Annotated in this window: 31 protein-coding genes; 6 read left to right on the top strand and 25 right to left on the bottom strand. The window is 70.1% G+C overall.

All coding sequences use genetic code 11. The features are described 5' to 3' along the window. Positions 1-58: 58 nt before the first annotated feature. From ACWENQ_RS44865 to ACWENQ_RS44835, 7 genes are all read right to left on the bottom strand, one after another. The gene (locus ACWENQ_RS44865) at positions 59-256 is read right to left on the bottom strand and encodes a helix-turn-helix domain-containing protein (protein ID WP_452419653.1); all 198 of its coding nucleotides are present in this window, start codon (positions 254-256) and stop codon (positions 59-61) included. Continuing rightward, the gene (locus ACWENQ_RS44860) at positions 243-572 is read right to left on the bottom strand and encodes a hypothetical protein (RefSeq protein ID WP_452419652.1); all 330 of its coding nucleotides are present in this window, start codon (positions 570-572) and stop codon (positions 243-245) included. The genes ACWENQ_RS44865 and ACWENQ_RS44860 overlap by 14 nt, the downstream gene beginning before the upstream one ends. Beyond that, positions 569-1,096 (bottom strand): hypothetical protein, encoded by a 528-nt coding sequence (locus tag ACWENQ_RS44855; RefSeq protein WP_452419651.1) that lies wholly within the window; start codon positions 1,094-1,096, stop codon positions 569-571. The genes ACWENQ_RS44860 and ACWENQ_RS44855 overlap by 4 nt, the downstream gene beginning before the upstream one ends. Positions 1,097-1,986: 890 nt before the next feature. After that, positions 1,987-3,453 carry a DNA primase family protein gene (locus ACWENQ_RS44850; RefSeq protein ID WP_452419672.1) on the bottom strand — a complete coding sequence of 489 codons (1,467 nt, stop codon included), beginning with the start codon at positions 3,451-3,453 and terminating at the stop codon, positions 1,987-1,989. A 6-nt stretch (positions 3,454-3,459) separates the two neighbouring features. Next, the gene (locus ACWENQ_RS44845; RefSeq protein WP_452419650.1) at positions 3,460-4,374 is read right to left on the bottom strand and encodes a bifunctional DNA primase/polymerase; all 915 of its coding nucleotides are present in this window, start codon (positions 4,372-4,374) and stop codon (positions 3,460-3,462) included. An 89-nt stretch (positions 4,375-4,463) separates the two neighbouring features. Further along, entirely contained in the window at positions 4,464-4,682 is a 219-nt protein-coding gene (locus ACWENQ_RS44840) for a helix-turn-helix transcriptional regulator (RefSeq protein ID WP_452419649.1), read from the bottom strand. Positions 4,683-5,202: 520 nt separating this feature from the next. After that, complete coding sequence (locus ACWENQ_RS44835) at positions 5,203-5,517, bottom strand: hypothetical protein (protein ID WP_452419648.1); 315 nt, start codon at positions 5,515-5,517, stop codon at positions 5,203-5,205. A gap of 134 nt (positions 5,518-5,651) precedes the next feature. On the opposite strand from ACWENQ_RS44835, the gene ACWENQ_RS44830 reads away from it, so the two are divergent. The 6 genes from ACWENQ_RS44830 to ACWENQ_RS44805 all read left to right on the top strand — a co-directional run bounded on the left by ACWENQ_RS44830 (position 5,652) and on the right by ACWENQ_RS44805 (position 11,514). Further along, on the top strand, positions 5,652-5,945 hold the full coding sequence (locus ACWENQ_RS44830) for a hypothetical protein (RefSeq protein WP_452419647.1): 294 nt from the start codon (positions 5,652-5,654) through the stop codon (positions 5,943-5,945). 266 nt (positions 5,946-6,211) lie between these two features. After that, complete coding sequence (locus ACWENQ_RS44825; RefSeq protein ID WP_452419646.1) at positions 6,212-6,403, top strand: hypothetical protein; 192 nt, start codon at positions 6,212-6,214, stop codon at positions 6,401-6,403. Next, positions 6,379-6,678, top strand: a complete 300-nt coding sequence (locus ACWENQ_RS44820) for a hypothetical protein (protein WP_452419645.1) — start codon at positions 6,379-6,381, stop codon at positions 6,676-6,678. Before ACWENQ_RS44825 ends, ACWENQ_RS44820 begins: the two co-directional genes overlap by 25 nt. A 58-nt stretch (positions 6,679-6,736) precedes the next feature. Continuing rightward, complete coding sequence (locus ACWENQ_RS44815) at positions 6,737-7,972, top strand: hypothetical protein (protein ID WP_452419644.1); 1,236 nt, start codon at positions 6,737-6,739, stop codon at positions 7,970-7,972. Positions 7,973-8,017: 45 nt separating this feature from the next. Continuing rightward, complete coding sequence (locus tag ACWENQ_RS44810; RefSeq protein ID WP_452419643.1) at positions 8,018-10,150, top strand: hypothetical protein; 2,133 nt, start codon at positions 8,018-8,020, stop codon at positions 10,148-10,150. A 215-nt stretch (positions 10,151-10,365) separates the two neighbouring features. Beyond that, positions 10,366-11,514 (top strand): hypothetical protein, encoded by a 1,149-nt coding sequence (locus tag ACWENQ_RS44805; RefSeq protein WP_452419642.1) that lies wholly within the window; start codon positions 10,366-10,368, stop codon positions 11,512-11,514. A gap of 349 nt (positions 11,515-11,863) precedes the next feature. Here the strand turns inward: ACWENQ_RS44805 and ACWENQ_RS44800 are convergent, their stop codons facing one another. The 18 genes from ACWENQ_RS44800 to ACWENQ_RS44715 all read right to left on the bottom strand — a co-directional run. Further along, complete coding sequence (locus ACWENQ_RS44800) at positions 11,864-12,316, bottom strand: hypothetical protein (RefSeq protein ID WP_452419641.1); 453 nt, start codon at positions 12,314-12,316, stop codon at positions 11,864-11,866. Then, positions 12,313-13,086, bottom strand: a complete 774-nt coding sequence (locus ACWENQ_RS44795; protein ID WP_452419640.1) for a peptidoglycan recognition protein family protein — start codon at positions 13,084-13,086, stop codon at positions 12,313-12,315. The genes ACWENQ_RS44800 and ACWENQ_RS44795 overlap by 4 nt, the downstream gene beginning before the upstream one ends. Further along, entirely contained in the window at positions 13,083-13,400 is a 318-nt protein-coding gene (locus ACWENQ_RS44790; RefSeq protein ID WP_452419639.1) for a hypothetical protein, read from the bottom strand. The genes ACWENQ_RS44795 and ACWENQ_RS44790 overlap by 4 nt, the downstream gene beginning before the upstream one ends. Continuing rightward, positions 13,400-13,807 carry a hypothetical protein gene (locus ACWENQ_RS44785; protein WP_452419638.1) on the bottom strand — a complete coding sequence of 136 codons (408 nt, stop codon included), beginning with the start codon at positions 13,805-13,807 and terminating at the stop codon, positions 13,400-13,402. Before ACWENQ_RS44785 ends, ACWENQ_RS44790 begins: the two co-directional genes overlap by 1 nt. After that, entirely contained in the window at positions 13,804-14,262 is a 459-nt protein-coding gene (locus ACWENQ_RS44780; protein WP_452419637.1) for a hypothetical protein, read from the bottom strand. Before ACWENQ_RS44780 ends, ACWENQ_RS44785 begins: the two co-directional genes overlap by 4 nt. Then, complete coding sequence (locus tag ACWENQ_RS44775; protein ID WP_452419636.1) at positions 14,259-15,179, bottom strand: hypothetical protein; 921 nt, start codon at positions 15,177-15,179, stop codon at positions 14,259-14,261. Before ACWENQ_RS44775 ends, ACWENQ_RS44780 begins: the two co-directional genes overlap by 4 nt. A gap of 9 nt (positions 15,180-15,188) precedes the next feature. Beyond that, a complete protein-coding gene (locus ACWENQ_RS44770; RefSeq protein WP_452419635.1) occupies positions 15,189-17,945 on the bottom strand; it encodes a hypothetical protein in 2,757 nt (918 codons plus the stop codon). Positions 17,946-17,947: 2 nt separating this feature from the next. Beyond that, on the bottom strand, positions 17,948-20,854 hold the full coding sequence (locus ACWENQ_RS44765; RefSeq protein ID WP_452419634.1) for a phage tail protein: 2,907 nt from the start codon (positions 20,852-20,854) through the stop codon (positions 17,948-17,950). Positions 20,855-20,943: 89 nt separating this feature from the next. Continuing rightward, positions 20,944-21,465, bottom strand: coding sequence for a hypothetical protein (locus tag ACWENQ_RS44760; RefSeq protein WP_452419633.1), 522 nt, complete (start codon positions 21,463-21,465; stop codon positions 20,944-20,946). A 15-nt stretch (positions 21,466-21,480) separates the two neighbouring features. Beyond that, positions 21,481-21,984, bottom strand: coding sequence for a hypothetical protein (locus ACWENQ_RS44755; RefSeq protein ID WP_452419632.1), 504 nt, complete (start codon positions 21,982-21,984; stop codon positions 21,481-21,483). Positions 21,985-21,988: 4 nt separating this feature from the next. After that, positions 21,989-22,405, bottom strand: coding sequence for a hypothetical protein (locus ACWENQ_RS44750; RefSeq protein ID WP_452419631.1), 417 nt, complete (start codon positions 22,403-22,405; stop codon positions 21,989-21,991). 176 nt (positions 22,406-22,581) lie between these two features. Continuing rightward, entirely contained in the window at positions 22,582-23,334 is a 753-nt protein-coding gene (locus tag ACWENQ_RS44745; protein WP_452419630.1) for a hypothetical protein, read from the bottom strand. 4 nt (positions 23,335-23,338) lie between these two features. Next, positions 23,339-23,767: a hypothetical protein gene (locus ACWENQ_RS44740; protein ID WP_452419629.1), complete on the bottom strand. Its 429-nt coding sequence runs from the start codon at positions 23,765-23,767 to the stop codon at positions 23,339-23,341. Beyond that, positions 23,768-24,016 carry a hypothetical protein gene (locus ACWENQ_RS44735; RefSeq protein ID WP_452419628.1) on the bottom strand — a complete coding sequence of 83 codons (249 nt, stop codon included), beginning with the start codon at positions 24,014-24,016 and terminating at the stop codon, positions 23,768-23,770. A gap of 12 nt (positions 24,017-24,028) precedes the next feature. Next, positions 24,029-24,619, bottom strand: coding sequence for a hypothetical protein (locus tag ACWENQ_RS44730; RefSeq protein ID WP_452419627.1), 591 nt, complete (start codon positions 24,617-24,619; stop codon positions 24,029-24,031). Between the two features lie 14 nt (positions 24,620-24,633). Then, positions 24,634-24,900: a hypothetical protein gene (locus ACWENQ_RS44725; protein WP_452419626.1), complete on the bottom strand. Its 267-nt coding sequence runs from the start codon at positions 24,898-24,900 to the stop codon at positions 24,634-24,636. 71 nt (positions 24,901-24,971) lie between these two features. Then, on the bottom strand, positions 24,972-26,369 hold the full coding sequence (locus ACWENQ_RS44720) for a phage major capsid protein (protein ID WP_452419625.1): 1,398 nt from the start codon (positions 26,367-26,369) through the stop codon (positions 24,972-24,974). 152 nt (positions 26,370-26,521) lie between these two features. Then, the coding region (locus ACWENQ_RS44715) for an HK97 family phage prohead protease (protein WP_452419624.1) at positions 26,522-26,804 on the bottom strand (283 nt) is incomplete at its 5' end.

The following is a 26,804-nucleotide window of genomic DNA, read 5'->3' as shown; positions in this document are numbered from 1 at the left end:
CCGAGACACCGGAAGCCCCGAGCGCTGGGTGAGCGCTCGGGGCTTCCTGCTGTCGTGCTCAGCTCTTCCGGCGGTGCTTGTGCTTGCGGCTCGCCTCGCACGCGAACACCTCGGCGAGGTCGAACAGCTTCTCTCGGCCGCGCTGGCCGGCGGGGGCCAGGACCCCGCGCCGTACCCACGTGTAGATGGTGTCCCGCTCTACGCCGACCTCTGCCGCGGCCTCGGCGGCCGTCCAGAGGCCGTCACGGGATGCCACGGGCGGACCTCTCCGCGGCCTGCACGCCGATGACCATGCCGGGCAGGATGCCCAGCACGAGCGGCGCAAGGAACGGCATCCTGCCCTCCCTGGTCAGCCCCTCCAGGCGGGACAGGCAGTCCAGCAGGACCGGCCCGACCAGAGACGCCATGGTCGGGGCGAGCAGCTCCACCAGCTCGTCCACGTCCACCTCGGCCGGCTCGGCACGCTGAGCGCGGTCCAGGATTTCGGCCACCTCGGCCACGTCGCGCCCGGTGTCGTCGGCCACCCGCGCGGCGAGCACGGGCAGCACCTCGGGCCAGCTCGGCACGCTCATGCGCTCTCCCTCAGCTCGGCCAGCGCCGCGTCACCGTAGCGCCACACGTGACGGCCGGCGGCCGAGCAGCCGCACGCCGGGTCGGTGCACGCCTCCACGCACCCGCCGTTGACGCAGACGATCAGCTCGCGCTCGGGCAGTGCTCGGAGGGAGCGAGCACGGCACAGCGGGCATCGGGCGTTGAACTTCGCGATGGGCTCGACGTCGCCCACCGCGCGCCGGGCGCGCCGGGCGAGGCGGCCGGCCTCGGCCGCCACGTGGTCGATCCACGCGGGGTCGCCGGCCAGCCGGTCCAGCAGGTTGATCAGTCGGCCGATGCGCGCGGCCGGCGACGCGTCGTCCAGCGGGTTGAGGCCGAGCCAGTAGCACGCCTGACCCTCCAGCTTGGCGATGCTCGCGTGGATATGCCGCTCGGAGTCGAGGACCGACAGCACGACAGGGGCGCGGCCCTCCCCCAGCGCCTTGATGCCGCGGGCGGCGTTGTTCGCACGCTCGGCCCGCTCGGCGCGAACCAGGGCGTCCATCTGGGCGAGGCCCTGGGCGCCGGGCCCGGTTTGGCCTCCTCGGCGCGGCGTGCCCGGCACCAGCGCCTCACGGAGGTGGGGCAGGCACTCGCGGAGATCAGACAGAGACCGGTATGCCCTCTCAGCTGCGGAAGCTGTCGTCAAGGGTCCCCCTCTCGGGACGTTCGGGGGGTGTCACCGATTCGCGCCCCCCTGAAGCAAGATCAGGTCGCGGCCCCAGCGTCCTGTACTAAGTACAGGCGCCTACCTTGAAGCGCTTCCCGAATCGGACTTACAACGCTGTACTTCTCGCTTCGATTATACACCCTTATGGCACCACAGGTATGGTGTAAACCCCTGCTGGCCAGGCAATTCCGACATTCCAAGGATCATCGGCTGTACCCGCTTGGACTCGTTACCACCCGTCCCGAGTTCGAGGCGTGGCCGATCTGTAACCGCACCCTCACCCGGACCGCGAGTCGAACGCCCGTTCGGCCAGGGAGACCCAGCGGTGGTCTTTGACCCTGACCCTCCCCACGGGTCGGGCTCCGGCTTCCCATTGGGAGCGCGGACGCTGGTCATGGGAAGCAAGGACCGGTATCCGGGTGGACCTGTCAGTTCCCGAGCTAGCGCGTTTCCGCAGGTCAGAGGGGGTGTGTAGGGTTGTTTTGCGTTTCCGCAGGTCAGAGGGGGTGTGTAGGGTTATGCAGGGTTTTCCGAAACTCTCCATGCGTGCGCCCATGGGCGATTAACGGGAAACCCGTCAGAACCCTACACTTCCGCAGGTCAGCGCGATGGGGGCAGTTTTCAAAGATCGTTAAGGCTGGACCGTGCCGATGCCGGTGGCACGAGAATGGCCCCCGCCCGCAGAGTGCGGACGGGGGCCCTGTGATGATCTTGTCAGGGGTGGGTCAGAAGCCCATTTGTTCGGCCCTGGGGTTCTCTCGCTCGTTGGCCTCTTCCTCGGTGTCCTTGTCCTCGTTGACGAGCATCAGACCCCGGTATATCTGGCCTGCGCCGGTCCGCTTCTTCTCATACCCGCGGGCGGCCATGGACTTGGCGAACTCCACCTCGCTGCCGCTCGCCTCCTTGGCGTGCAGACACCACCTGTCCCAGGCGTCGAACAGGTCACGGGCGCGCACGCTCGCGTGATCGTTTGCCATGGTTCGATCCTCCAGGAAGCGGCCGAGAACGTCGCTGGAGAGTTGGTATTCCTCGGTGCGGGCGCGAACGGCCTCAGGTGGATTCAGGCCCTGTTCCTTGTAGTCCTTCCATCCCTGGTAGACCCACGCGAGAACAGCTTCGGCCGCTTCCTTGAGTCGGCTTGGGAGCTTCCCGTCTCGCTCGGCCTCGGGGATCACCACGTCGAACGGCACAACCAAGATGCGGGCCCAGATCGCGGGGTCATCACCGGACACGGCAGGCAGGTGGTTGGTGAGCATGATCAGGGTGTGCGATGGGTCGAAGGTGATCGGGTTCTTGTGCATCAGGTTGGCCTCGATCTGGTCACCACCCACCAACCGCTTCATGGTGGCCTCGGCGAACCGGCGCCCCTTCTCCGTCTCGGAACAGAAGGCGAGCCGGGCACCCCTCAGCCGCATCTTGAACGACCCGTGCCGCTCGTGCTTGGACTCCATCAAGAGCTGTGGGTCAACCTCGATGGCGTAGTCCCCGAACGCGGACATGACCGCGTCCCGCAGCGTGCCCTTGCCGTTGCGTCCGGTCCCGGTGAAGATCGGCATCACGTGCTCTCTGACCTCGCCGAGCATCGCGTATCCGAACAGCCTCTGGACGAACGCGCGGACCTCGGGGTCAGGCAAGATGCGCTCGACGAATGCGGTCAACTCGTCGTTCGTGGCGTCCTCCACGATTGGGGCGCCGGCCACTTTCGTGATCAGGTCGGCGCGGTCGTTCTCCTTGATCTCCCCTGTCTCCAGGTTGACGGTCCCCTTGGGGGTGTTGAACAGGTGCGGGTCGGCGTCGAGCGACTTGTGAGAGACCGACAGCGGTGGCAGGGCCGAGGCCAGCCTGAGCATGCCCTCGACACCCGAGGCGGACTCGGACTTGCGGATGTCCTTGTACAAGTCGTCTCGGTCCTGGCCGCTCAGCCTGTCGAGCTGGCGCAGCGCGGCCTTGATGGTCGCCACGGCCGCTTGAATGTCGGCGCGCTGGTCGTCCTGCTCCCAGTGGTCGCCGGTCCACCGGTGCCAGCCGATGCCGTGAACGTGGCGGAGCTGGTCAGCGTGCTGCCGAGTGAACCTCTCGGCCATGCGAAGCTGTCCGCGATGCTGCTCGTTGATGGGCAGCGGAACGACGTTGAGCGGGCGGGCGGGAGGCTCGGGCCGATCGAATGGACCCCCGACGACGCTGTCGGTCATGGTCAACTATGCCCCCCTTGAGTAGCGCGGCCGACGGATGCCAGCGGTGAGGCCAGACCTGATCGTGGCTTCGACCTGCCGGGCCCCGTCGTCGTCGATCAGGCCGACAGCCTCGGCCGCGGCGAGCAGCGCGGTCTCGGCGGCGTCCTGGCCGAGGTCGCCGGCGCCCACGATGGTGCCGAGACTGAACGCGGACCGGTTGAGCTGGTCGTTACGGCCCCCGCGACGGGAGTCGAGGATCTTCTGGACCTCGCCCTCGACCGCGGCGCGGACGTATCCGCGCTGGATCTTCGGAAGGGTGTGGACGGGCTTGACCGGTCGCTGGGGTGGGTCGAGCAGCTCGACCAGCCATGCCGGGGCGTCGATGACGGGCAGGTCGCGGGCGATCTCGTACCGCCTGCCGTCCGCGATGCTGCCAGGACCGACCACGTAGCCACCATCGGTGCCGTCGCCCTTGCCCGGCCCGCGCGAGTCGATGCCGGGGCCGGCCTTGCTCGCGGTGTTGCCCAGGGCGCGCTCCCGTGGCGCCCAGAAATACAGGTGGAGCCCACCGCGGGGCGTGCGGACAGTGAAGGTCTCGGGCCACTCCTGGCCGTGCGCGGCGAGCAGCTGCTTGAACGTCTCGATGCCGTCGGCGTCCTCGTGGTGCCGGTCGAGGTCCACCACGAGCAGGCCGTTGGCCTTGCAGCCAACGCCGATGTTGTCACCGGGGCGCCAGCAGCGGCGGATCACCGCTGGATCGCTCACGCACCTGTTCGGCCAGTTCTTGAGCGCGCGCGCGGGGACCCTGCCCCCGCGGGGCAGCGGGAACACCGCAAGACCGCGCTCGACTATGACCAGCGGGTCAGGGAAGGAATCCCTACCCGAAACGGGGTATTTGCTGGCGTCTTTACCTGACGGGCTAGCATGTGGAGTAGTCACGGCCTACCCTCACTCTCGACTCGTGCTGTTGGGCTGGCTGAGCGACTATGGGTCGGGCGATGTCGGAGTTGCCCGGCCCTGTCGCTTTTCTAGGTCCTTGGAGGGCTGTAAAGGTCCTCGATAGTACATTCGAAAAGTTGCGCGAGATCCGGTAGGTATTCGACGCTGGGCTGTCGGCCGGCGTCCCAGTACGCGACGGTGTTCTGGGCAACCTCCAGCGCGAGCGCCACCTGGCGTTGCGTCTTACCCGACGCCTCTCTGTGCGCCCGGAAGTGAATCCGGTGTCGCGGCTGTCTCTTTTCGGTCACGTCCTCGCCTCTCCACGGGGCAACCGTTTGGGTCCATCGCGACGGTACCACACCTGTGGGGATGATGACCAAGGACGCACGGCCGTGACATGGCAAGAGCCCCGCCGGGGTGATCTCGGCGAGGCTCCGCGAGGACGTCAGGCAGCGGCGCGCGACACGCGCGCGGCCCCAATTGGCGCAACTTGGACGCGCCCATTGTGACGCGGCAGTAGCGCCGGGGGTAGTGCAGCTTGATACTGTCTCCAAGGGACCTCACCTGAACACGTGGCAGTGGAAGGGGTTGAGGTTCTCTCTTTGGGGCCGTCGCCGAGGTGGGGTATCTCGGTAGGCGGCCCCCAGCATTTTCCGAGGTGCGCAGGATAGTGCTGGTGTTGTCGATGGCCCTCAACGTGACGCTTGGGCACGGGAGGGCCTGAACTCGACCGTACCGGAGTCGAGTCACCAATGGGGAGTGCAACAACGCCGGATATTGGCCGTCCGTGATCATACCGGTACCGGCGGTAATTGCCCCGGTTTGGTGCTATTTCCTCCCCGAAGTGCTTTTGCGCTCCACGTCTTCTCGGGCAGTCGGTTTCAGGTCTGTCCGTTCGCCTTGCCTGAGGGTGCGGCTCCGGAAATACCTTTCCACCGCGGTCCAATCGAAGATCCTTGTCCGTCCCTCCTCGAAGACGGGCTCGGGCCACTCGGGGTCATCCTTGGCAAGCTGCCGAATCCGCGAGGGGCCAACTCTCTTCAGGCCGGCGGCGGCCAGTAGCGCCGGAATCTGAGGGATTGTCACCAACTGGGGTCCTCCTCCCCTCCATCCCTGGGCTTCCTCCCCGCGGGAGCTGTTCATGGCGCCATCCTCTCAACTTATTGGCGTTGACGCAAATAAGTGCTAGGGTCCCTGTAGACCAAGCGAACTCCGCGGTCCGGGTGGCCGCGGCGTTGACATCTCAACAGAGACAGAACCACAGAAGGGACGTTCACATGAACGTCGAAATGACTTCCGGATGGGAGTACCTGATCGTGGGGGTGACGCTCATCGCCTTCATCGTCGCGTTCCGCCTCTTCTGGGGGTGGACCGACACCGGTGGCAGCGCACAGGCCCGCCGGGCTCGGCGCGAACTCCGTCGGCGGAAGCGCACCGCGCGCCGGCGGGACAAGCTGACGGCGAAGCTCATCGCCGCCGTGCGCGAGGAGGAGCGGAAGCGCGCCGCGCAGGCAGCTCGGGCTCTTGATGCGCACCGCCGGCCGGATCAGAAGAAGGACTCCCGCCCGTAACAACGCGGTGGGGCCCGACCTGGTGACACAGGTCGAGCCCCGGAAACCAACTCCAGCCCAGAGAGCAACCCAGACCCGAGGAGGTTGTGACCAATGTACGTCCTCACCATTCCGCGGAGATCGGAGCAGCACGACGGCGAGTCTGCTGGCGACGACACCGCGTCCATCATCCCGATCAAGACGTGCCCGGATTGCGGCTCGGAGAGCACCGGTAAGTGCGGTGATCCTCACGGCCGCCACGGCCGCCCCCTCAGGCGGGGGTCCGCATGACTCAGGTCGCTATCTGCATGGTCCTGCTGTCGGCGGCCGTCGCTACGTTCTTCCTCGACGGTAAGCAGTGGCCGACCTTCTCGGTCACGCTGATCTTCGGGATCTACCTCGGTCACACGAGCCTCGGTCAGTGGTGCATGAGCATGGTCAACGATCTCTTCGCATGGGCCAGTGGGTTGCTGAGCTGATGGACAGCCTGTCCCTCTTCGGGGATGACCCGCCGTCCGCGCCGACCGCCCCGGCCGTCGAGGGCGTGAAGTGGACCCGGTTCCGCCCGGCCCGCCCGGTCAAGTGCGGCGTCTGCGTGGAGCTGCTGGCCGCGGCCGGCGGAGACGGCCCTGTGGCCAAGTCGGCCAGGTTCCGCCGGCGCGCCGCGGCTCGAGACGACCTGCTCTGTTACGAGCACGCCCAGGAGCAGCGCCACACCGATGGCCTGCCCGAGTTCCGCGCCCTTCGGGCGTAACCCCATCCTGCCCGCCGAGGGGATTCCTCTCGGCGGGCTCTACCCCGGGAGATCTCCCATGATCTCGTTCTTTTTCGTCCTCGGCCTGGTGGTCCTGGTGGGTGGCGGGATCGCCTCCCACGTCCACCGCAACCCGTCCACCACCACCCAGCGCAAGCGGGCGCAGAAGCGCACCGCAGGCGAGCCGAGCGCATCGAGCGGCCGAGCCCGTGAGTGGGCGGTTGCCTCCTACCGGTGGGTCATGACCCGCCCCGACCGGTTGCGCGCCGCGCAGAAGGAGGCACACACCAAGGCCAAGAAGGAGGGCCGTACCGCAGCCACGCGGGTGATGAGCGTCATCACCGAGCGCCGAGGCTGGCGCGAGGCCCTCGGCGACATCAAGGAGTCGCTCGGCCGCGGCCGAGGGTCCGCCGAGGGCGAGCAGGCCGAGGGCGAGCAGGGCGGCGAGGCCGAGCAGGGCGCCCCTGAACCGCGGCCGAGCCCGTCACCGGCGCCCGACCCCGAGCCCACGCCCGACCCCGGCCCCGAGCCCGCACCCGACACGTCCACCGACACAGCAGGGGGCACCATGTCCGACACCACCACGTCCACCAGCTCGCCGAGCCCGGCGGGCCCGAGTCTGATCACGCTGTTCGAGATCAGCGACCAGATGGCCAAGCTGCCGTTCGAGTCGCTCTTGCAGATCAAGCAGTTCACGACGTACCTCGGCATGGGCTGTCAGTCCATCTCGCGCATGTACGTCACCCTGGCCGAGCGCATGGCGGGCCCCATGTCCATCGACAGGATCGTCACCGAGCACATCGAGCGGTGCGGCGCCCACCAGCGTGCGGTACACGGTGCGATCGGCGAGGCCGAGACCTCCCTGACCGTCCTGTTCAACAGCACGCCGGCCGAGCTGCTGGCGCGCGGGATTCGGGTCCCGCGGGCCGAGCTGCTCAACGGCGCCCCGTCCACCCTCGGCCGCGCGCTGGTGCCGATGTTCTACGAGACCGCCTCGACGTTGTCCGCGCGGCCGTTCGAGGACCTCCGCGGAGTGCACGCGCTGATCAAGGCGCTGGGCGAGGCCAGCACCGGCCAGCACGCGCTCTATCGGCGGATGGCCGCGCGCATGGGCGAGCTGAGAGTTGCCGCCGGCGTGCCGGATGCCTACTTCAAGGCCGCTCGGCAGCAGGGGGCGATCACCTCGGCCCTGGCCGACGCGGACACCGCCATGGGGCGCCTGTTGAACATGACCCTGCTGGAGCTGGCACAGTCCAACGTCCGCGCTCCCGAGGTCCACCTGACAGGGGTGTAACCCCTCCCCTCCCCCACCGACCACCGACAGAGAAAGGACGGGCCGATGCCCAAGACCCGAACCCGTAAGTCCCCGGCCCGTCGTCGGAGGGCGGTCACCGCCGGCGGCAACGCCTTCCCGGCCAGCACCGACAAGAAGGAGGTCGCCGCGGGTGACCTCAACGTGCTGGCGCGTTTCTACTGGTGGGCTGACCGTAACCGGGTCGAGCTGGCCCCGCCGGCGGTCGCTATGTCGCTGTTCACCACCTCGGCGGTGTTCTTCAAGTCGGAGCAGGCGGCGCTGTCGCTGCTGGCCGCTGGCGCCCTCACGGGGGTGTCCTGGGTAGCGGCGGGCAAGCGGCTCGACCGTGACGCCGAGATCCTCTATGTGCGGCTGGTCACGGTGGTCGCGTCGGTGTGGCTGATCGCGGCAAGCATCCTGGGCCCGCTCCACCCGGTGGCGTTCTGGGCGCTGGCGCTCGGCACGATCGGCGGGGCGGTGCCCTGGTACCGGCACAAGCTGTCACGTCCGACGCCGGTCAACCCGCTGACGCCGGTCTGGGCTGAGCGGTGGGAGTCGATCCGTGACCGGCTCGGCCTCACCGGCTCGCGGGTGATCGAGGTGACGGGCGATGACGACTTTGCCGAGATCACGGTGAAGCTGGAGGGCGGCCAGAACTACAAGGACGCGAAGGATCTCGGCGAGAACATCGCGTCGCTGTGGGAACTGCCCACCAAGGCGATCAAGGTGCGCGACCGCCGGAAGATCAACGCGGGCACCGTCACGGTGGTGTACACGCGGGTGTCCACGATCGACAGCGTGGTCTCGTGGCAGGACGCTGCGGTGCTCGCGCCGACGACGCTCAGCAAGCCAGCGCCGATCGCCAAGCGGGAGACCGGCGACTGGAAGACGGTGGACCTCCGCGGCCACTGGATGATCGTTGGCATGTCCCGGGCGGGCAAGTCGAACGAGCTTCACACGCTGCTCTCGCTGATCACCGGAACGTACGACCCCGCCACCGAGGACGACGCCGAGGCCGTGGTGTTCTTCATCGACCTCAAGGGCGGCGCGGTCGGCGGCCGGTGGATCAAGTGCGTGGACTGGCTGGCCACCACCGTCGAGGAGGCAGCCACCATGTTCGAGGCGATCAAGGCGATGATGGACGCCCGCGCCCAGGACGCCCCAGTGGGGGAGGGCGACGGCGACCAGCTCGAATTCTCGGCCGAGCTGCCCGCGGTGTACATCGTGTTCGACGAGTGCGCCGAGGGGATCGGTGTCAGCCCCGGCGGCGACGAGACCGGGCTGAGGACCAAGCTCACCGGGATGGCCGAGTCTGTCGCGCGCCGCGGCGCCGCGCTCGGCTTCTACCTCGTCTTCAGCGGTCAGGACGGCTCGTTGGAGACGTACGGCACCGAGAAGCTCCGCGGCAACCTGATGAAGCGCATGTGCTTCCGGGTCTCGCGCCAGGACAACGCCCAGTACGTCCTCGACAACTACACCGCCGCGGACGTCAAGGGCCTGGACGACGGCCAGTTCTACTACCACGAGCGAGCAGACGACCCCGTGCCGCTCAGGGGCCCGTTCATGACCCCGGACAGCAACCGGACGCTTCCTCAGGAGATCGCCGAGCGCAACGCCGCGCGCCGGCCCCAGCTCGATGCGGCCACCGCGGCCGGCGGCGGTGTGGCCTATGCCACGCGACACGACCGGCTACCCCCGAAATACCGCAAGTTGCTCCAGATGGGGAGTAGCGTCCCCGCCCAACGACAGGAGACCCAGATGCCCCAGCAGCAGCCACCCGCCACGCCCGCGCCGGACTCGGCGGCGGCCCGCGCGGCCGAGATCGAGGCCGAAGCCGGCCTCGGCACGGGCGCCCCGCCGATCACGCCCGAGGACCTCCAGCGGGCCCGCGAGTCCGCCGGTTTCGACCTCGCCCGCGACTTGCAGGACACGGCCGACACGTTCTGCGCCCTGCTGGCCAGGGCCCCTATCTCGGGGATCAAGGCGAAGGATCTGCACAGCACGGTGGGGGTCGGCAAGCAGTGGATGTATGACCGGCTCGGTGTGTTGCGCGAGCGCGAGCTGGTCGAGCAGGTCTCGAACGGCTACTGGCGGGCCCGGCCCGGGGTCCGCGCCGGTGATCTTCGCGAGGCGATCGACGACTGGACCGCAGAGCGCAAGGAGCTTGTGCCCGCATGATCGCCCAGGGGGCGAGTGTCCGCGGACAGTTCCTCGGCCACCGCCCCCTCTCTACGCGCGGGCGCGCGAGAGAACTGTCCGCGGACAGTCCGTGGACGGTTTTCTCAAGATCAACGGACAGTGGGCAGCAACCGGCTGACAAGATCCACGGACAGTTGCGGGGCAACCCCATACGCCCCATGGGACCATCTGAGACATCCTGAAAGGTAGTGATCATGGCGGAGCAGAGCACACGGGAGCGAGGCGTATGGGTGGCTATCACGGCCATCACCATGCTGGTGTCGCTCGGGCTGAACATCGCTCATGCGCTGGTGTACCAGCCCACCCCTGACCCGAATGCCGCGGTGAAGCTCAGCACCGTGGGGCATGTGGTGCTCGGCCTCTTGTCGGGGTTCCTGCCTGTTGTGATGGCGGGCCTGATGTCGCATGCGTTCTTTTCCAAGGCGCCGGGGGGTGTACGCCTGATCGTCGTGATTGTCTTCCTCGTCGGCATGGGGATGTCTCTGACGGCTCAGTTCGAGCTGATGGCGCCAGCGGTGGGAGCACTTCGCGCGGCCGGCACCATCGCCGTGATCGATGTGCCGGGGCTCACCGCGTTGTTCATGATCGAGCGCGGGAACCGTGCGAAGCGAGCGGCTGAGCAAGCGGCGATCGAGGCGCGAGCGGCCGCGCGGCGAGCGGCCGAGCGCGAGCGTCAGGAGCAAGCGGCGGCGGCCCGGCGAGCGGAGGAGCAAGCGGCGGCCGAGCGCTTGGCGGCCGAGCAGCGAGCGGCGGCCGAGGCGGCCGAGCGCGCGGCCGAGGCTGAGCGGCAAGCGGCGGCCGAGCGGGCCGAGGTCGAGCGGCAAGCGGCGGCCCGCGCGGAGTCTGAGCGCCTCGCGGCGGCCGAGCAGGCGGCGGCGCTGCTCGCCGAGACTGAGCGCCTCGCGGCGGCGCAAGCGGCGGCGGCCGAGGCTGAGCGTGCCGAGCGGGCTCGCGCCGAGCGCCTCGCCGCGGCTCAGCGGGTTGAGGCTGAGCAGCGGTTGGCCGAGGCTGAGCGTGCTGAGCGGGCTCGCGCCGAGCGTGAGGCCGAGGAGGCTCGGAAGGAAGCCGAGCGGCAGGCCCGCGCCGAGCAGCGCGCCGCGCGCCAGGCCCGCGCTGAGCAGGCAGAACGCGGCGATCTGACCCCGGCGCAGAAGAAGGAAGTCATTCGCGTGGCGCTGGAGGCGAACCCCGAGATGCGGTCCCCCGACGCTATCGCAGCGGTGGTCGCTGAGGGTGGTCAGCTCTCGGAGCAGCGCGCCCGCGCGATTCTCTCTGAACTCCGCAAGGAGGCCGGCGGCGCGCTGTCGAACGTGCGCCCGCTCCGGTCAACAGCGGCGGTGTGACCGCTCGCGCGGGCGCTCCACCGGGCGCTCGCGCGAGCGCTCGTCTACCGCTTGCGTGCCGCTCGTCTGCCGCTTGCCGTACCGCTTGCGTGCCGCTCGTCTGCCGCTTGCCGTACCGCTCGTCTACCGCTTGTCCGAGCGCTCGCCGAGCCGCTTGCCGAGGAGTGAGCGGCCCGCCCTCTGCGCAAGGGCGAGCCGCTCAGGTGGACCTCGCGAGCGTAACCGATCACCACCCAGAAACACGACAAACGGCCGCCGGCCGTGCCCCGTCGGAGGAGGGCACGGCCGGCGGCCGTTGTCGTATGACGGCCCTGCCGGGTGAGGGGTCGGCAGGGCCCGCTTGGGAGTGCTACAGGTTGGCGATGTCCACGCCGGCGTGCGCGCCGCGCACCGAGGTCCGGGGGTCCACCGGTTCGACGTGCATACGCAGGATGAACCCGACCAGCGCGGCCGCGGCGGCGTTCGCCAAGCCGACCTGCTCACCGGTCAGTTCGAGACCGAACCCGACCGCGAGCGCGAGGAGCGCCTGGATCGCGCCCATGAGCAGGGGCACGGGGAACGGCCGCACCGCGAAGGCGGCGATCAGGGCGAGCACCGCGGCGGCGGCGCCGTTGATCAGGCCGACCTGATCGCCGGTCAGCGACAGCCCGAGGCCGACCGCCAGGGCGACCGCGGTCTGGATCAGGCTGAGCCAGAGAGCCGGCTCTCTTCCGAAGATCTTCATGTGCCCCTCCTGGGGGGACGTGGGGATGGGGACAGCACGCGCCCGCAGCATGTAGAGCGCCGCGAGATCGTCGATCACGGGGTGACGTCGAGCCGTACCGTGACCTGCTCGATGGCCTGCTGGATACGGGCCACGAGCGCATCAGCGTCGATCTCGGTGTGGTGGGCGGCCAGCGCCTCGGCGAGCTGCCCGATCGCGGCGCCCTGCGCCCTCACCAGCGCCTCGATGCTGCGGACGCCCTTGGTGGCCTCCACCAGCAGGCTGCGGGCCCGCCACTCGGGGTTGTCCTTGGTGCCCCACGGCACCGGAATCTCGTGCTCCCAGATGTCCTCTGCGCTCACGTCGTCGTCCTCTCCCTTGTCGGTCTTGAGCGCCCCCGAGCGGACCAGGGCATAGAGCCGCGGCCCAGGGCAATCGGTGTCGATGAAGTCGCGGTGCCCCTTGATCTCGGCGCCGACGCCGTGCTTGGTCATGAGCCACCGGCGCAGCTGGGCGAACGCGTCGAGCTGCTCGGGTGTGGGGTCCTCGGCGTCGCCCGACATGAAGGTGATCGAGTACCAGTCGCGGTTCCCGCCGGGCTGGGCGGCCTGCTCGCGGTCGATGCCGCGGCCCTCCAGGACCACCCCGTGAGGGCAACACCCGTAGCTGTAGCCGATGTCCAGCCACCCGCGCCCGGGGCCGGTGTGGAACGCGCGGGTGCGCTTCCAGTAGGCCAGGCACGCGCTGTGCGGCTTGGCGGCGAGTCCCTGGTTGGACCCGTCGTAGTGGACCACGACGCCCTTGGTGGGGTGCGCCTCTTTGGCCTTGGTAGCTCCCCATCCGAGCGCGGCCCGGGTCGTGATCTTCATCTGTCGTCCTCCTCGCTGCTGGTCACCGGCACCAGGCCCGCATCACGCACCTGGCGCACCAGTCGAGCGACCTGGCGCTGGAGCGTGTTGATCTGGCTGGCCTGCCGGTCGATCTCCGCTTGCATCCGCTTCAGCGCGCCCTCGTAGACCTCGCGGGCCCGCTCGTAGGCGCCGGCCTCGATCTGCCGGACGGCCGCGCGCTCGTCGGCGCCGGCCTTGCGCTCGGTCGCGCGGGCGGCGATCTGGGAAGTCAGGACGGCCGCGGCGACGCTGGCGACGGCGCCGACTATCGCCACGATCACGGAAGCGTCCATCACCACCTCCGCAACCGGGGAGGCTCTGGCCACCCAGCGATGACCTGCACGAATCCGGCGAACACCAGCCAGATGGCCGCGCCGATGTAGCCGTGCGGGATCTCGCCGAGCAGCCACCCGGCCAGGTACAGCACCGACCACCCGACCTTGAGCGCCGAGGCGGCCACGAACGCAAGCCGGTCGTCGAGCGCGAACGCCTGGACCGCGCACAGCACGCCCACGGCCGCCCACGGGATCGCCCACGCCCACAGCGGCAGGATCCTGGCCAGGAACACGTACGCGCCGGTGTCCGGCGGCGCCGCGGCCATGGAGGCGGCGAGCACCACGTCCACCAGGGCGAACCACAGCAGCGCCGCGCCGCGCCGGCCGATCCTGGCCAGCACCCGCCGGAGTATGGGAATCCTCATGGGACCGGGATCACGATCACGTCGCGGGCGGCGATGTCGGCCGTGTCCGGGTCGGTGCCGCCGTTGGTCAGGTACATGCCGCGCAGGTAGTAGAGCTGACCCGGTATGAGGTTCTCCAGCATCGAGACGCGTGAGCCGTGCTGAAACTCGGTGTCGGCGGCCACCGACAGGTACCCGCGGAACGTCACGGACGGGCCGAGCACCTCGGTACCGTCCGACGACTCGCGGAACAGCTGGGGGGCGAAGAACACGCGGTCGCGGGCGCTGGCGCCGTTGTCGCGGAAGCCCCCGCCGAGGGTGAGCCGGACCCGCCCGCTTTCCGGGGCGACGAAGAACAGTCCCACCTCGGGCGTGCCCGCCACGTAGCTGGTGTTCGTCAGCTCGGCCAGCAAGGTGTCATCACTGGCTTGGGCGGTGGGCTGAGGATTGCGCACGTAGGCGCCGGTGGTGGTCATGGCACCGGCGCCACGATGATCTCGCGGCAACCTATGTCCTGGGTGGACGCGCCGGCGTCGGTGGTGGCGACCACGTACTTGACGACGGCGTAATACACCTGGCCAGGGGTGAGGCCGTCGAGGATGCTCTCCCTGGACCCGTAGTGGAATGAGGCGGCGGCGTTGTCGCTGCTGAACCCGCGGTTGGTGACGCTGGGACTGAGCACGACGGCGCCGGCCGCGTTGGTCTCCCGCACCTCCGGAGACAGGAAGATCCGGTCTCCGCCGGCGCCCTGGCCGAGCGCCCCGCCGACCACCAGCAGCACCCGGCCGCTGGTGGGCGCCATGAACGTCACGCTGACCTCGGGCGTGCCCGTGATGTAGCTGCTGTTGGACGGGTTGAGGATCTGGGTAGCGTCCTGGGCCCACACCGCCGGCGGGTAGTCGAGCGCCCGGACCTGTCGGCCGGCGGCGCTGGAGCCGAGCGGCGTCGGGCAGACGACGATCTCGCGCACGCCGATGTCGGCGGTTGCTCCGCCGGACACCTTGTGCATGGTGCGGGCGTAGTAGGTGGTGCCCGGGGTCAGCCCGGTCAGCAGGGTGGTACGTGAGCGGTGCGCGTTGGCGGTCGCCTCGGCGGGCGTGCCGGCGCCGCGGGTGGTCACGTCGGCCGCCAGGAACACGGCGCCGGCGACGCTGCCCACCCGCACCTCGGGCGCGATGTGCACCCGGTTGGCGCCGGCGTTGTCGGATGCGCCGAGCCCGACCGACAGCAGCACCGCGCCCGAGGTGGGCGCCAGGAACGTCGTCTCGACGCTGGGCGTCCCCGGGATATAGGACGTGCTGCTGATGTCGGGGTTACTCGTGGCGTCGGACCCCCACGTGGCCGCGGGGAAGTCCGCGGCCACGATGGGCGCGCCCACCAGGAGATCGGGCATAGCGCCTCCTCACAGTGCGTAGATGGCGGGCGCGGCCAGCTCGACCGGCGCCCCGGACGCGTGCGCCTTGACGACGCCGTTGACGGACCGGATGACGGTCAACGTCTGGCCAACGCCCGTGGGCGCGCTCACAGCGGTGACCGTCATCACCTCCCCGCCGATCACGATCTGGTAGCCGGTGGCGGTGGTGGACCACAGCGGGCCCACCGGCGTGGTGATGTCCACGCCCGTCTCGGTGGTGTCGAGCGCCTCGGCGGTGACCGTGCTGTGCGGGCCGTAGCGGCCCTGCACGCCGTAGGCGGCCACCTCGTACGGCGAGGCGGGCACGCAGTTGGCGCCGACGTCCCAGTCGTAGTGGGCGAGGAACTCGGCGAACCCGAGGGCGAGCTGGCTGATCTGCCCCGGCGGGAGCCACGCGGGCAGCCCGTCGATGGTCAGCCGGTCGCCCACATCGAGCATGGCTATGTCGGCGGCCAGGGCGGTCTCGCCCTCGGCGAGCTGCTTGGCCACGTCGAGCGACACCCGCGGGTATCGGGTCTCGTCCACCGTGGCCACGTGCAGCCGCCATGACGCCTGATCGGGCAACGCTGCGTCGTACCTCGGGTTGATCGTCATCTGCTGGTCGTAGCGGCCGACCCCGGCCGGCGGCGGCGCCACCGACAGCGGGCCGTCCTCCAGGACCGCGCGGGCCGAGGACCCGCCGGCGCGGGTCATCGTGATGTCGTTGCGGACCTGCTGATCGTCGTCGGTGGGCTCCAGCGGCGGCGACAGATGGCCGGCCTCGTAGTCCAGCGACAGCGCCGCGGTCTGGTTGTAGAGGCTTTCGCGGGTGCGGTAGCCGAGGCCGAGCAGCTCGCGCGGCTCGAACAAGATCCCGCCATCGGTGTCCGCGCACTCGCCGAGCAGGTCGAGCAGGGTACCGGGCAGTTGGGCGCCCATCTGCACAGTGGCATCCACGTCGCCGCGGATGACGTAGGGCACGCCCTCCTCGGTGCACAAGCGCACGATGCGGTCACCGGCGGTCTCGCCCACCCACGCGGCCATCTGGGCGCCCAGATCGAACAGGCTCGTGCTTTCGGACTGCACGCTGAGGTGTCCCAGCGCGACGTCATTCAAACCGCCGTTCGGCGAGACGACGATCTGCCCCACGCGGCCCACGGTCTGCCCGGCGGTGGTGCCCGAGGTGGTCAACCCGCTGGCCGCGCCGGGCTCCAGCGTGCCCACCGTCCAGTCCACGTTGGCGCCGACCTGGGTCAACTCGACGCTGACCAAGAGGTCCTTGCCGTTGACGTTGAACCCCGCCACGTCGCCGGAGTCGAACACCAGCGTGCCGCCGCTGTTGTAGGCGCGCAGACCGAGCGTCCCGCCGGTGCCGTAGTGGCACTCCCACCGGCGTAGCGAGCCGGTGGTGTAGAAGGTGATGATGGCCTGGTTGTCGGCGTCGCCGGCCACCGGCACGTGCATGAGCCACCGCACCTGAGTCCAGTTGGACGGGGTGTAGGCGGGCGCCGCGCCGGCGAACTGGGCGTTGGCCAGCACGGGGATCGGCCCCGAGGCGGTGAACCCCTCGTAGGTGGCCAGCTCGGGCGCCCCGATGATCTTCATGGGGGCAGTGCCCGCGGTCGCCGCGGCCAGGCTCGTGGAGCCCGCCGAGTCCTCCATGGGCCAGTACGCCACCACGCCGGCCGCGTCGAACAGCATGGCCCGGTACATGACCGAGCCGTGCACCGGGGCGCCCTGGCCGAGGCGCCGCATGATGCCGGCGGCCTCGCACGGCACCCACACGTCCTGTCCGGACACGTCCCAGCGCGAAGGCCAGGACGACACCTCGCCCACGAACCGGACCTGACGGTTGGTCAGCTCGGCGTCACCCTCGATCGCCCACGTGCGGCCCGAGCCGTCCACGAACGACGTCGCGCCTGGGGCCTGCACGGTGAAGTCCGGGTTGGCCACCACGCTGCCGGCGATGCCGGACCTCAGCTCGAAGCCGTACAGCTTGCCGGCGACCGGCAGCGCGGTCAGGTTGATGGCGTCGCCAAGCTCGATGCCGGCGGCGCCGTCGAAGATGGATGTCACGCCGGCGACCACGACCGGGTCGCCGAGCTGTACCCACGGGCCCGCCAGCGTGGGCGCACTGTAGAAGGTGACGGTGTGCCCGCCGGCGCCGTTGTTGACATCGAGGGTTGCCCGGATGGCCTGGCGGCCGGACGCCGGCGCGGGCACCGGCACGGTTGAGACCTGGGTCACGGTGGTGGCGAGCGTCCCCGCGGTAGACCATGAGAGCGCCACGCGGCCGCTGTCGTCGTTGTGCAGGAACAGCGCCCACGACCGCTGATCGCCGCTGGTCTGATACTTGGCGGCGAGGTCCTGCCCCAACCGCCAATCCAGCAGCTCCACGTCCACCCTGACGTCGATGTCGCCCGTGATGCCAAGCGATGGGGCGTCCGGGGTGTGCGCCTTGGACAGCGTGTCCCCGGGCAGCGCCAGGTACGTGGACGGCCCGGCCACCGAGAACCGGACGGGCGTGTTGCGGCCGAGTCGCCCGTAGTGCGGGCCCGCCGGGTTGCGCGCGCTGTAGCGGCCATCGGTGTTCTTCAGGCTGAATCCGGCTCGCGCGGGGTCGGCGCGAGTGCCCTCGTCGGGCATGCCGCGGGTGATGCTGACCCCTCCCCCACCGCGGGCGAACACGTCGGCGGTGATGTCGGTCCAGGTGCCCGACAGGTACAGCTCGGCCGTCAGGTCGAGCGGCTCGGCAGGAAACGCCACGGCTACCCCCTCCCGAACGCGGTCTGGACGTTGCCGCGGCCCTCCACGCGGACGATCTTGCGGAGGAGGCGCAGCATCTCGGAGTCGGCACCGTCTGCCACCAGACGGATGGTGATGGGCTCCCCGCCCCCGCCAGCACCAACGGGGGTCGGGGAGCCGACCGGCGCAACCCTGGGGGCAGGGGGCACCACAGCGCCGGCCAGACGCGCGCCGGCGGTCCCGACACCGGCGAGCGTGGACAGAACGCCACCGATGAACCCGGCGCCGGACATCACGCCGACCTCGGCCATCACCTGTGACGGAGACTTGATCTTGAGAGCCTTGCGGACGCGCGTGACCAGCGCCCTGGCCAGCCGGTCCATAGCGTCCTCGATGCCCTTCTGTTGGGCGAGCAGCCCGGTCAGGAAGCCCCGCCCGGCCTGCTTGCCCGAGTCATAGAGGGCATCGGCGGTGAACCGGCCGAGGCCGGCACTGGACTTGTCGATGGCGGCCTGGGCGCTGTTGACCGACGCCAGCATGCCGGCGTCGGCCGCCAGCAGGGCCAGGCCGAGGTCGAGCCCCTCATCAGGGCCCGCCTCGATGACCTGCTTGAGCAGGCTCTTGTTCAGGCCACGCGCGGCGAGCTGCTTGACCACCTGGGCGAACTTGTTGATCCGGCCGAGCTTGTTCGCCAGACGCGATTGGATGCCGGCGGCGGTGACGGGCCGTCCTGCGAAGTCCATCGAGCTGAGCGCGGCCGTGCCGCGGGCGTTGTCGGCCACGGTGGTGGCCATCTTGCGGGCGTCGGTGATGCGCTTGATGATGCTGTCCCGCTCGGTGGCCAGCGCTTGCAGCCGCTTGTTGCCGCGGTCGATGACCGCGAGCAGGTTGGTGGACAGGACGCGCGAGATGCGGCCGCCCTTCCACGCCGACAGCACGGTGGACGTCATGGTCTTGGCGGCCGACTTGACCCCGGACAAGCCCGACAGGATGCCCTTGATGAGGCCCTTGGTGGTCATGGAACCGATCCAGGTGAACACCTTCGACGGGGAGGCGATGCCGAGCAGGTTCTTGGCCGCGTTGATCGCGCTCGACACGACGCCCTTGGCGGCGTCCACCACCGCGCCGGCCATGTTCTTGACGCCGTTGACGAGACCTTGCACCAGCGCCCGGCCGGCGCCGAGCAGGAGCGAGCCGAGGTTGCCGAGCCCGGACACGATCTTGCCTGGCACGCCCTTGATCCACGACAGGAGGGCGTTCCACGCGTTCACCGCGGCGTTCTTGGCCGAGGTGAACCATGCGCCGATCTTGCCGGGCAGACTGCCGAACCACCCGATGATCCCACCAATCGCGGACACCGCCCGGCCGATGGCGGCCTTCACCGCCTCCCAAGCGGCGGGCACGTTGGCGATCAGCCACGAGATAGCGCCGGACAGGGCGCCCACGATCACGGACGCCAGCTCGGTGATCCACCCGATCACCGTGGTGAGCACCGGGGTCAGCTTGCCGAGCAGCCACCCGACCAGCTCGGCAATCATGGTGAGCAGGGGTGACAGGGCCACCACCAGCTGAGCGATCGGCGGCAGGATCGGCACGACCGCGCTGAGCAGTTGGCCGAAGGACCCGACCAGGGTGGCCAGCACGGGCGCGACGGCCTGGACCAAGGTGACCAGGGGTGGGAGGAGGGCCTGGACCAGTTGCCCGAGCACCGGTAGCAGGGGTTGGAAGACGGGCAGCAGGCCGAGCACGGCCGACACCACCGGCATGATCGCGGGCGCGAGCTGCTGGAGCGCGGACAGCAGGGCCGAGCCCACCGTGGCCACGAGCTGACCGAGGATGGGCAGCAGCGGTGTCACCGCGGTCACGAGCATGGTGAGGGCCTGGCCGAGGATGCCTGCCAGGACGCTGGCCACCTGGCCGATGATCGGGATCAACGGTTGTAGGGCGGGCAGCAGCGCGCCGAGGAACTGCTGGGCCACCTGGCCGATCACGCCGAGCAGAGGGGTCAGCGCGGGCACCAGGGCGCCCACGAGCGACGCGCCGAGCTGGGCGATCGGGGGGATGAGCGGCGCCACGGCGGCAAGCAACTGGCCGAACGCGGCGGCCAGCGGGGACAGGGCCGTGAACATCTGGGCGATGATCGGGCCGAGCTGGGCCAAGACCGGTCCCAGGGCCGACGACAGCGCGCCGACCAGTTGGGCGACCAGGCCCAGCAGCGGGCCTATGACGGGCGCGCCGAGCTGGATCAACCCGGCCAGCAGTGGGCCGAGGGCGGTCACGATCTGGCCGATGCCGGCGAACATCTGCTGGAGCTGGGGTGCGAACTGGCCGGCCGTCTGGGCGACGGTGGTCAGGGTGCCGGCCAGCGCGCCGAGGACCGGCTGGAGCCCGGCGCCCAGGGCCGAGATCAGCGGGGAGACGGCGGTGGCGATCGGGCCGAGACTGGCGATCACGGGCTTGAGCCCGGCCACCAGGCCCGATGTCAGGTCCTTCAGGGCGGGCGACAGCGCGGTGAACGCCTCGGAAAGCGACGACTTGAGCGGCCCGAGCAGGGTGCGGGCCTGGCTGGCCACGTTCGTGAGCACGGGCACCAGCGGCGCCGCGGCCTCCACGACCGCGGCCTTGGCGTCCTTGGCCAGGTCGGTGAACGCGGACTTGACCTGCTGGTTGGTGGCCGCGGCGGCGATGCCGATGCCGGCGATGCCCAGGCCGACGCCAGCGGCGCCGAGCGACAACGCGCCGAACGCGCCGGCGCCCACCGCGCCGAGCAGGCCGAGGCTCTTGGTCGCCATGGTGGCGCTGCCGATCGTGGTCCGCCCGGCGTTGCCCAACGTGGCGTTGAACACCCGCACCGCGGCCGACTCCTTGGCCAGGACCCTCGACAGGTTCGACCGCGCGAGGATCGAGAACAGCAGGGAGGTATCCGACATGGCACCTCCCCGTGTTCAGTTCTTGGCCTGCTCGGCCCTTGCGTGCAGATCGTCGATGTAGTCGCAGGCGGCGATCAGCTCGTCCGCGGTCAGGAGGTCTCGCTGCTCCCACGGTCGGATGCCGAGGACTTCCGAGATGGCGAACGCGTACCGGCGTCGCCGCTCTTCGAGGGGGCTTTTCCCTCGGCCTCGGCCAACTGCCGGTCGATCAGGTCGAGGCGGGTCTGGGTCTCGCGCTCGCGCGCTGCCTCCAGCTCGGCGTCGAGCACCGCGAGGATCTGGGCGGCCTGGTCGTCCGGCAGCTTGGTCTTGGCGACGCGCTCGCGCATCTCGGCCAGCTCGGCCGCGCTGTGCTGGACCTCCAGCTCGCCGGCGAAGAAGTCGGGGGTGTCCTCGTAGCGCATGCCGGGGTGGGGCAGGCTCATGAGGTGCCAGAGCAGGACCCGGCGGGCCCGCATGTTGCCCTGCTGGACCGACTGAAGCCACATGTCCCAGTTCTCGCCGGCGCGCTTCTCGATCATCTCGGCGCGGCTCGCGCGGACCCGGCTCGGGTCGAAGACCCAGGTCTGTGCCTCGGTGCTGCCGTCCTCGGGCTTGTACGTGACGAACATCGGTGTTCTCCTCACCTAGAACAACATTCGGATCTTGATGCGGCGGGCGGTGGCCTCCATCGCCTCCAGGACCGCCGACCGGAACTCGGTGCGGCGGCCCTCCAGCGGGCGGTCGAAGTAGTTCGGGTTGCCGAACTGGACCACCCACAGGCCCTTGTTGCCGTGCACCGGGTGCCGCCAGCCCTTCGGGCTGTTGAGCCGCTTGGGCGCGTGCCGGAAGCCGCGCACGGCCTCGGTCTTGCGGGCGCGCACCCGCACGCCGATCGCGTGGCCGCTCAGCTTGACCTCGGGGCGGATGCGCCGGACGACGGCCGAGCGCAGCGGCTCGCCCTCGCCCGGCGGGAGCCCGCCGGCGCCGATCGCCATCACACCGGACTTGATCTCGGCCACAGCCGGCGCAAGCGGCTTCTTCAGCTCGCGGATCAGGTCGCGGCGCAACGCCTTTCCGTCCGCCTCGCGCTTGAGCGCCCGGCCGAGCTCCAGCAGCGCGCGCTGTTCCACGCTCAGCTCGACCGGCATGGCGTCAGGCGGTGGCTCGGGTGACCGCGCCCGAGGTCGGGAAGCTGACCTCGACCTCTGCCACGTCGCCCACTGAGCCGGTGATCGGCTTCCATTCCTTGATCAGGACGTTGCCGGTGTACTTCGGGTTGTTCACGCCGACAGGGGCATTGTCCGCGCGCACCTCGAACGCCTGCGGGGTGCGGGTCAGGAACAGCGGCCACATGACGCTGTCAACCTCGGTCGCCGCATAGTCCTGCTTGAACTGGGCGCCGAGCGACCCGGACGCGAGCCCGCCAAGCACTTCCTTCCAGCCGAGCGACGCGAACGTCGTGACGTCCTTGTCCTCGACCTCCGCCGTCAGTTCGATCTTGGAACAGCGGTCGGACAAGTCGTTTCCGCCGATGCTCAGGAAGCTGGCAAGCAGCACCATCTTGGCCACGGGGGCCTCCTTACAGGGAAGAGCGGATAGAGGTGTGGCCTACGGCCACGCGCTTTCGGCCGCACCCTCACCGCGCGCGCTGGCGCGGTCAGGCGATGCCGAGGGGGAGGGTGGGTAGAAGGTGTGGCCTACGGCCACGCGTCTTTCACCGCACACTCACCGCGCGGGCAGCGTGGTCAGGCGATGCCGAGCGCGGCGACAAACAGGAAGGACGGCGTGGTGCCGCTGATGGTCCACGCGACCCTCCACCACGCGTCGGTGACCGCGCCGGCCACCTCGGCGGACTGCCCGCCGGCGGCCGTCGCCGCGGCGAACGTCGCTCGGGTGGTCGGGCTCGCCCACGTGTTGTCGGAGTCCGACTCCACCCGCACCGTCAGGCTCGGCGTGGTGCCCGAGACCGACAGGACGTGAAGGGAGGCGAGCAGCCGGTGTCCGGCGGCCAGGGCGCCGAGGTTGAGCCCGGTCCCCGACCCGCTCGCGGTGCGAGCCATACCCGGCGGGTGTGCGACCTGGCCGCGCACCAGCAGGCTCGACCCCTTGGCTTGGGCCTCCCAGGGGGCGACCTCGCCCACCGCGTCACCCTGCTTGTAGGAGGTGATCAGGCCTGAGCTGGTGTATGCCAGCTCGCCCACGGCGGCCGACAGCGGACACACGGTCCAGGGGTGGGCCGTACGGCCGGCCAGGTTCGCCCATGCCGCGTTGTCCACCTTCCCGGGGTCCCCGGCTTCCCATTGACCGGCCGAGGTGATGCTGGTCGAGGCGAGCCCGCCGAGCACCTCTTTCCACCCGGCCTGAGGATCGTCTACCGGCCGGAACGCGGTCCCGTCCTTGTCCTCGACCTCACAGGACATCTCGATCTTGTTGGACTGGCCGGTCAGGTCGGCGCCGGCAGCGAAGATCCTGGTGTTGAGCAGGACCGACTTGGCCACGGGGTCACCCCTCTCCGATGACGCGCAAGATCATCTCGGCGCCGTAAAACTGAACCTCGCCCACCTGATACATGCGGTAGCCCTGCACGCGGGTCAGGTGCAGGTCATCGCAGAGCCCGCCCAGCGCGAGTTCGCCAGGGGCGCCGCGGGCAGCCTCGATCGCGGCTTTGACGCTGAGGGGGCCCGAGCCGGCGAGGTAGCGGTCGAGCGCGGCCTGTCCCGACCGGTCATCCGCCCTGGAGACCAGCAGGCGGCATGTCACCCTCGCCTCATCCATGCCCCGGCCGTACGCCCGGTCGAAGTCGATCTCCACCTCGCCGGCGTAGAAGGTCGGTTCGGGCACGCTGTCGGGGCAGTAGCCGAAGCAGTTGAGCGAGGGAATGCCCGCCTTGACCGCGGCGGCCAGGCCCTCACGGATGAGCCCGATGTCCACCTATCCCCGCCTCCTCGGCCGCTTCTCGGCCGCGGGCGCCTCGGCGGGCCCGTCCTCCTCGGCGTCCTCCGCGGCCTCGGCCGGTCGGGCGACGCGCCCGCGGACCCGGGTGGGCTCGGTCGAGAACAGGTCCGGGCGCTCGCGCACCAGCGGCGCCTCGCTGTCCCACACCTCGCCCATGCCGATCGGGGACTGGCCCCCGGACCACACCACGGTGGAGTCCACGCGGGCGTATACGACGTGACTCATGATCGTCTCCTCCTAGGCGAATCCGGGCAGCGTGAAAGGCTCGATCAGCGCGAGCACGTCGGGGTCAAGGCGGGGCACCCGCACCAGGCCCCACTCGGCCGACCCGGCCACGCCCTCGGGGGAGTCCTTGCGCCGGTAGAGGCGCCCGGCCTGGAGGCGGGAAGCCTGCTCGATCGGGTCGGGGATGACCGGCCACCCCCACCGCTCGGTGACCCGCACCCGGGTGCGGGTGGTCCCCCAGACGCCGGTCGGCAGCAACAGCCCGGTGATGGGCTCCCCATTGGCCAGCGCGTTGTCGGGCCAGGTCTCGAAGTCCGTGACGGGGGTCCACGATCCTGGCGTTCCGACCTCGACCACCAGCGCGCCGGCGGCGCCAAGGTCGTCGATCAGGAGCAGCTCGCCGCGCTCGTCGCGCACCACACGGCCGTGCGGGTTGTACACGCGCGCGCTCGGCGTGGGGTCCAGCCAGAAGCGCCGGCCGGTCTGCTGGTCGATCGCGCGGGAGGCGGCCGTCAGGGCCTTGTCGAGCAGGCCGTCTCGGGCCGTGTCGGTGATGCCGAGCGCAAGCTTGAGCGTGGCTCGGTCGCTGTACTCGTTGGCCATCGCGGCCGCCCCTCCTACGTGCGCGACTTGCCAGGGGCTCGGCGTCCACGCGGCTTGCCGCCGGTGGCCTCGCCGGTGGTCTCGGAGTTGGGCGGCGTGTTGCTCTTCGGCGGGGCGTGCCCGCGCAGCTTGAGCTGCTCGTCCACCTCGGCCACCCGCTCGGCGAGGCCGCGCTGGACGTAGCCCTCGCGCTCGCGCAGGAGGGCGGCCACCATGGCGTCCTTGCTGACCGGCTCGCGCGGCGGGCGCTCGCTGCTGTCCTGTTCGCGTTCTGACGGCATGGATCATGCTCCTTCCGCTGGAGGCCCCGACCCGCCCCCACGGGGAGCAAGGCGGGTCGGGGCAGCTTGGGTCAGGCGCCGGTGAACGTCGGCGTGATCAGGCCGGTACCGGCGATCTTCCGGGCGTGCGGCTGACGCTGGAACGTGAAGGCGTAGTAGCCGTACACGACCATGAGCACGCCGAGGTTGGCGGCCTTGGGCTGCTCAGCCCTGATGTAGACCGGCGCGCTCGGGTCCTCCCACAGGTGGCACTCCGTACGGTCCACCAGATAGATCTCGTCCTCGTTGGTCCCGGCCCCGAGGTTGGTCGCGATGTTGTTATCGACGATCACCGGCGTGCCGTTGGGCAGGATGCCGCGCACGCCGCGGCCGTACACCTCGGCGTAGTTGGTGCCGAGCGTCTGGGCCACCACACCGGGCTGAGTGATCATCGGGTAGGAGGTGCCCATGGCGTTTTGCATCCAGTACCAGCGCCTGCTGTGCATGATCGCGAGGTTGTCGCCGCTGGCCTGGTCGAGCAGCGCGCCCTCCACGCCGGCCAGCGCCTCGATCACCTTGGGGTACAGCTCGGCCGTAGTCGGCGAGGGGTCCGTGTAGGCAACCGCGGTGGCGACGTTGGTCAGGCCCACAGAGGCCAGGTTGAGCAGGGTCGTGTCCAGGCGCGCGGCGTAGGCCCTGAACAGGTCATCGAGAATGACGTCCTCGACCCCGTTGCCGCGCTCAAGCGACTGTCGGGAAGCAGTCTGCTGGCCGGCGGCCGTGCGAACCGGGATCGAGAGTGTGGTGTCGTCGATGTCCGTCTCGGTCACCGCGGCGTTCTCCGCGCTCTGGTTGTCCACGGCCGTGCCGGTCGTCACGCGGGCGATCTCGGCCGTCATGCCCGTCGGGGGCAGCGTGTGATGCCGGCAGGCGTCCGCGAACGGCCGCGCGGTGCGCGCCAGCGGCGCATACAGGTCGGTCAGGTATTGAGGGATGACCAAGCCACCGAACGCGCCAGTGCCCACCGCGCGCTCCTCACGGATCGCGCCACCGCGCTCAACCCGCTCCTCGCGCATGTGCTGTGCGAGGCGGGCCTGGGCCTCGTAGTCGCCGAGGAACGCCGCACGAACGTCGAGCTGGAAGCCAGCGCCGCGCGGGTCCAGGTCGGGGCGGTAGGTGCGCGCCTCGGCGCCCACCCGCACCCGCCTCTCGGGCGACGGCGCCCGGGTGGCGGCCGGCTCGACCCGGGCGGACAGGGCGGCGATCTCCTCCTCTCGGGCCTGCTCGGCCTCCAGCTCGGCGAGAGCCTGCTGGCGGCGGGTCACCTCGGCGTCGGCCGCGTCCCGGGCGGCCACCCGCTCGGTCACGGCCTCCTCGGTCAGGGCGGGGTCCTCCCGCAGGGCCATCAGAGACTCCTGTGCCTGCTGGCGGGCGGTGATGGCGGTGGTCAGGGCCGTACGGGCCTGCTCGATCATCTGAGCGAGCGTCATGGTGATCTCCTGTGTGTCGATCGGATCTCGTGACGCCCTGTCGGTCCAGACAGACGGCCCCCCGAGGCGAGTGCGCCGGGGTGGACTCGTGCGCGCGGTGCGCAGGGCAGAGGGCCCGCCCGCGGGGACGTACGGGCGGGAGTTCAAGGGGGTCAGCGGTGCAGCGCTAGTTCCAGCAGCGCGCGGGCACGGCTCGACGTCGGCCGCGCGGCGCGCACGCCGGCGTCGGTGAAGGGGTTGGCTCCCCATCCGACGATCGCCACGTCGCCGCGGTGGATGTCGTATCGGGTGATCCGGTACTCGGTGTAGTCCGGGCTCCACTGGCCGCTGTCGATCCGGAAAGCGAAGCTCATCTCGTCGATCAGGCCTGACCTGAGCTTGGGCAGGATGTATGACACATCGTGGTCCGCCAGGTCGAGCGCCGGCGCCCGCACC

Source organism: Nonomuraea sp. NPDC004354, assembly GCF_053602555.1.
The sequence above is the reverse complement of the archived record's forward strand: the minus strand, read 5'-3'. Positions and strand labels throughout refer to the sequence as shown.

What these genes read in the sequence shown, in the direction of transcription:
- ACWENQ_RS44835 (WP_452419648.1), bottom strand. Translation starts at nt 5,517, where the DNA reads ATGAACAGCTCCCGCGGGGAGGAAGCCCAGGGATGGAGGGGAGGAGGA.
- ACWENQ_RS44755 (WP_452419632.1), bottom strand. Translation starts at nt 21,984, where the DNA reads ATGCCGGTCGAGCTGAGCGTGGAACAGCGCGCGCTGCTGGAGCTCGGC.
- ACWENQ_RS44795 (WP_452419640.1), bottom strand. Translation starts at nt 13,086, where the DNA reads ATGAAGATCACGACCCGGGCCGCGCTCGGATGGGGAGCTACCAAGGCC.
- ACWENQ_RS44785 (WP_452419638.1), bottom strand. Translation starts at nt 13,807, where the DNA reads ATGAGGATTCCCATACTCCGGCGGGTGCTGGCCAGGATCGGCCGGCGC.
- ACWENQ_RS44860 (WP_452419652.1), bottom strand. Translation starts at nt 572, where the DNA reads ATGAGCGTGCCGAGCTGGCCCGAGGTGCTGCCCGTGCTCGCCGCGCGG.
- ACWENQ_RS44725 (WP_452419626.1), bottom strand. Translation starts at nt 24,900, where the DNA reads ATGCCGTCAGAACGCGAACAGGACAGCAGCGAGCGCCCGCCGCGCGAG.
- ACWENQ_RS44760 (WP_452419633.1), bottom strand. Translation starts at nt 21,465, where the DNA reads ATGTTCGTCACGTACAAGCCCGAGGACGGCAGCACCGAGGCACAGACC.
- ACWENQ_RS44810 (WP_452419643.1), top strand. Translation starts at nt 8,018, where the DNA reads ATGCCCAAGACCCGAACCCGTAAGTCCCCGGCCCGTCGTCGGAGGGCG.
- ACWENQ_RS44855 (WP_452419651.1), bottom strand. Translation starts at nt 1,096, where the DNA reads ATGGACGCCCTGGTTCGCGCCGAGCGGGCCGAGCGTGCGAACAACGCC.
- ACWENQ_RS44765 (WP_452419634.1), bottom strand. Translation starts at nt 20,854, where the DNA reads ATGTCGGATACCTCCCTGCTGTTCTCGATCCTCGCGCGGTCGAACCTG.
- ACWENQ_RS44730 (WP_452419627.1), bottom strand. Translation starts at nt 24,619, where the DNA reads ATGGCCAACGAGTACAGCGACCGAGCCACGCTCAAGCTTGCGCTCGGC.
- ACWENQ_RS44850 (WP_452419672.1), bottom strand. Translation starts at nt 3,453, where the DNA reads ATGACCGACAGCGTCGTCGGGGGTCCATTCGATCGGCCCGAGCCTCCC.
- ACWENQ_RS44805 (WP_452419642.1), top strand. Translation starts at nt 10,366, where the DNA reads ATGGCGGAGCAGAGCACACGGGAGCGAGGCGTATGGGTGGCTATCACG.
- ACWENQ_RS44720 (WP_452419625.1), bottom strand. Translation starts at nt 26,369, where the DNA reads ATGACGCTCGCTCAGATGATCGAGCAGGCCCGTACGGCCCTGACCACC.
- ACWENQ_RS44735 (WP_452419628.1), bottom strand. Translation starts at nt 24,016, where the DNA reads ATGAGTCACGTCGTATACGCCCGCGTGGACTCCACCGTGGTGTGGTCC.
- ACWENQ_RS44820 (WP_452419645.1), top strand. Translation starts at nt 6,379, where the DNA reads ATGGGCCAGTGGGTTGCTGAGCTGATGGACAGCCTGTCCCTCTTCGGG.
- ACWENQ_RS44790 (WP_452419639.1), bottom strand. Translation starts at nt 13,400, where the DNA reads ATGGACGCTTCCGTGATCGTGGCGATAGTCGGCGCCGTCGCCAGCGTC.
- ACWENQ_RS44815 (WP_452419644.1), top strand. Translation starts at nt 6,737, where the DNA reads ATGATCTCGTTCTTTTTCGTCCTCGGCCTGGTGGTCCTGGTGGGTGGC.
- ACWENQ_RS44780 (WP_452419637.1), bottom strand. Translation starts at nt 14,262, where the DNA reads ATGACCACCACCGGCGCCTACGTGCGCAATCCTCAGCCCACCGCCCAA.
- ACWENQ_RS44825 (WP_452419646.1), top strand. Translation starts at nt 6,212, where the DNA reads ATGACTCAGGTCGCTATCTGCATGGTCCTGCTGTCGGCGGCCGTCGCT.
- ACWENQ_RS44775 (WP_452419636.1), bottom strand. Translation starts at nt 15,179, where the DNA reads ATGCCCGATCTCCTGGTGGGCGCGCCCATCGTGGCCGCGGACTTCCCC.
- ACWENQ_RS44830 (WP_452419647.1), top strand. Translation starts at nt 5,652, where the DNA reads ATGAACGTCGAAATGACTTCCGGATGGGAGTACCTGATCGTGGGGGTG.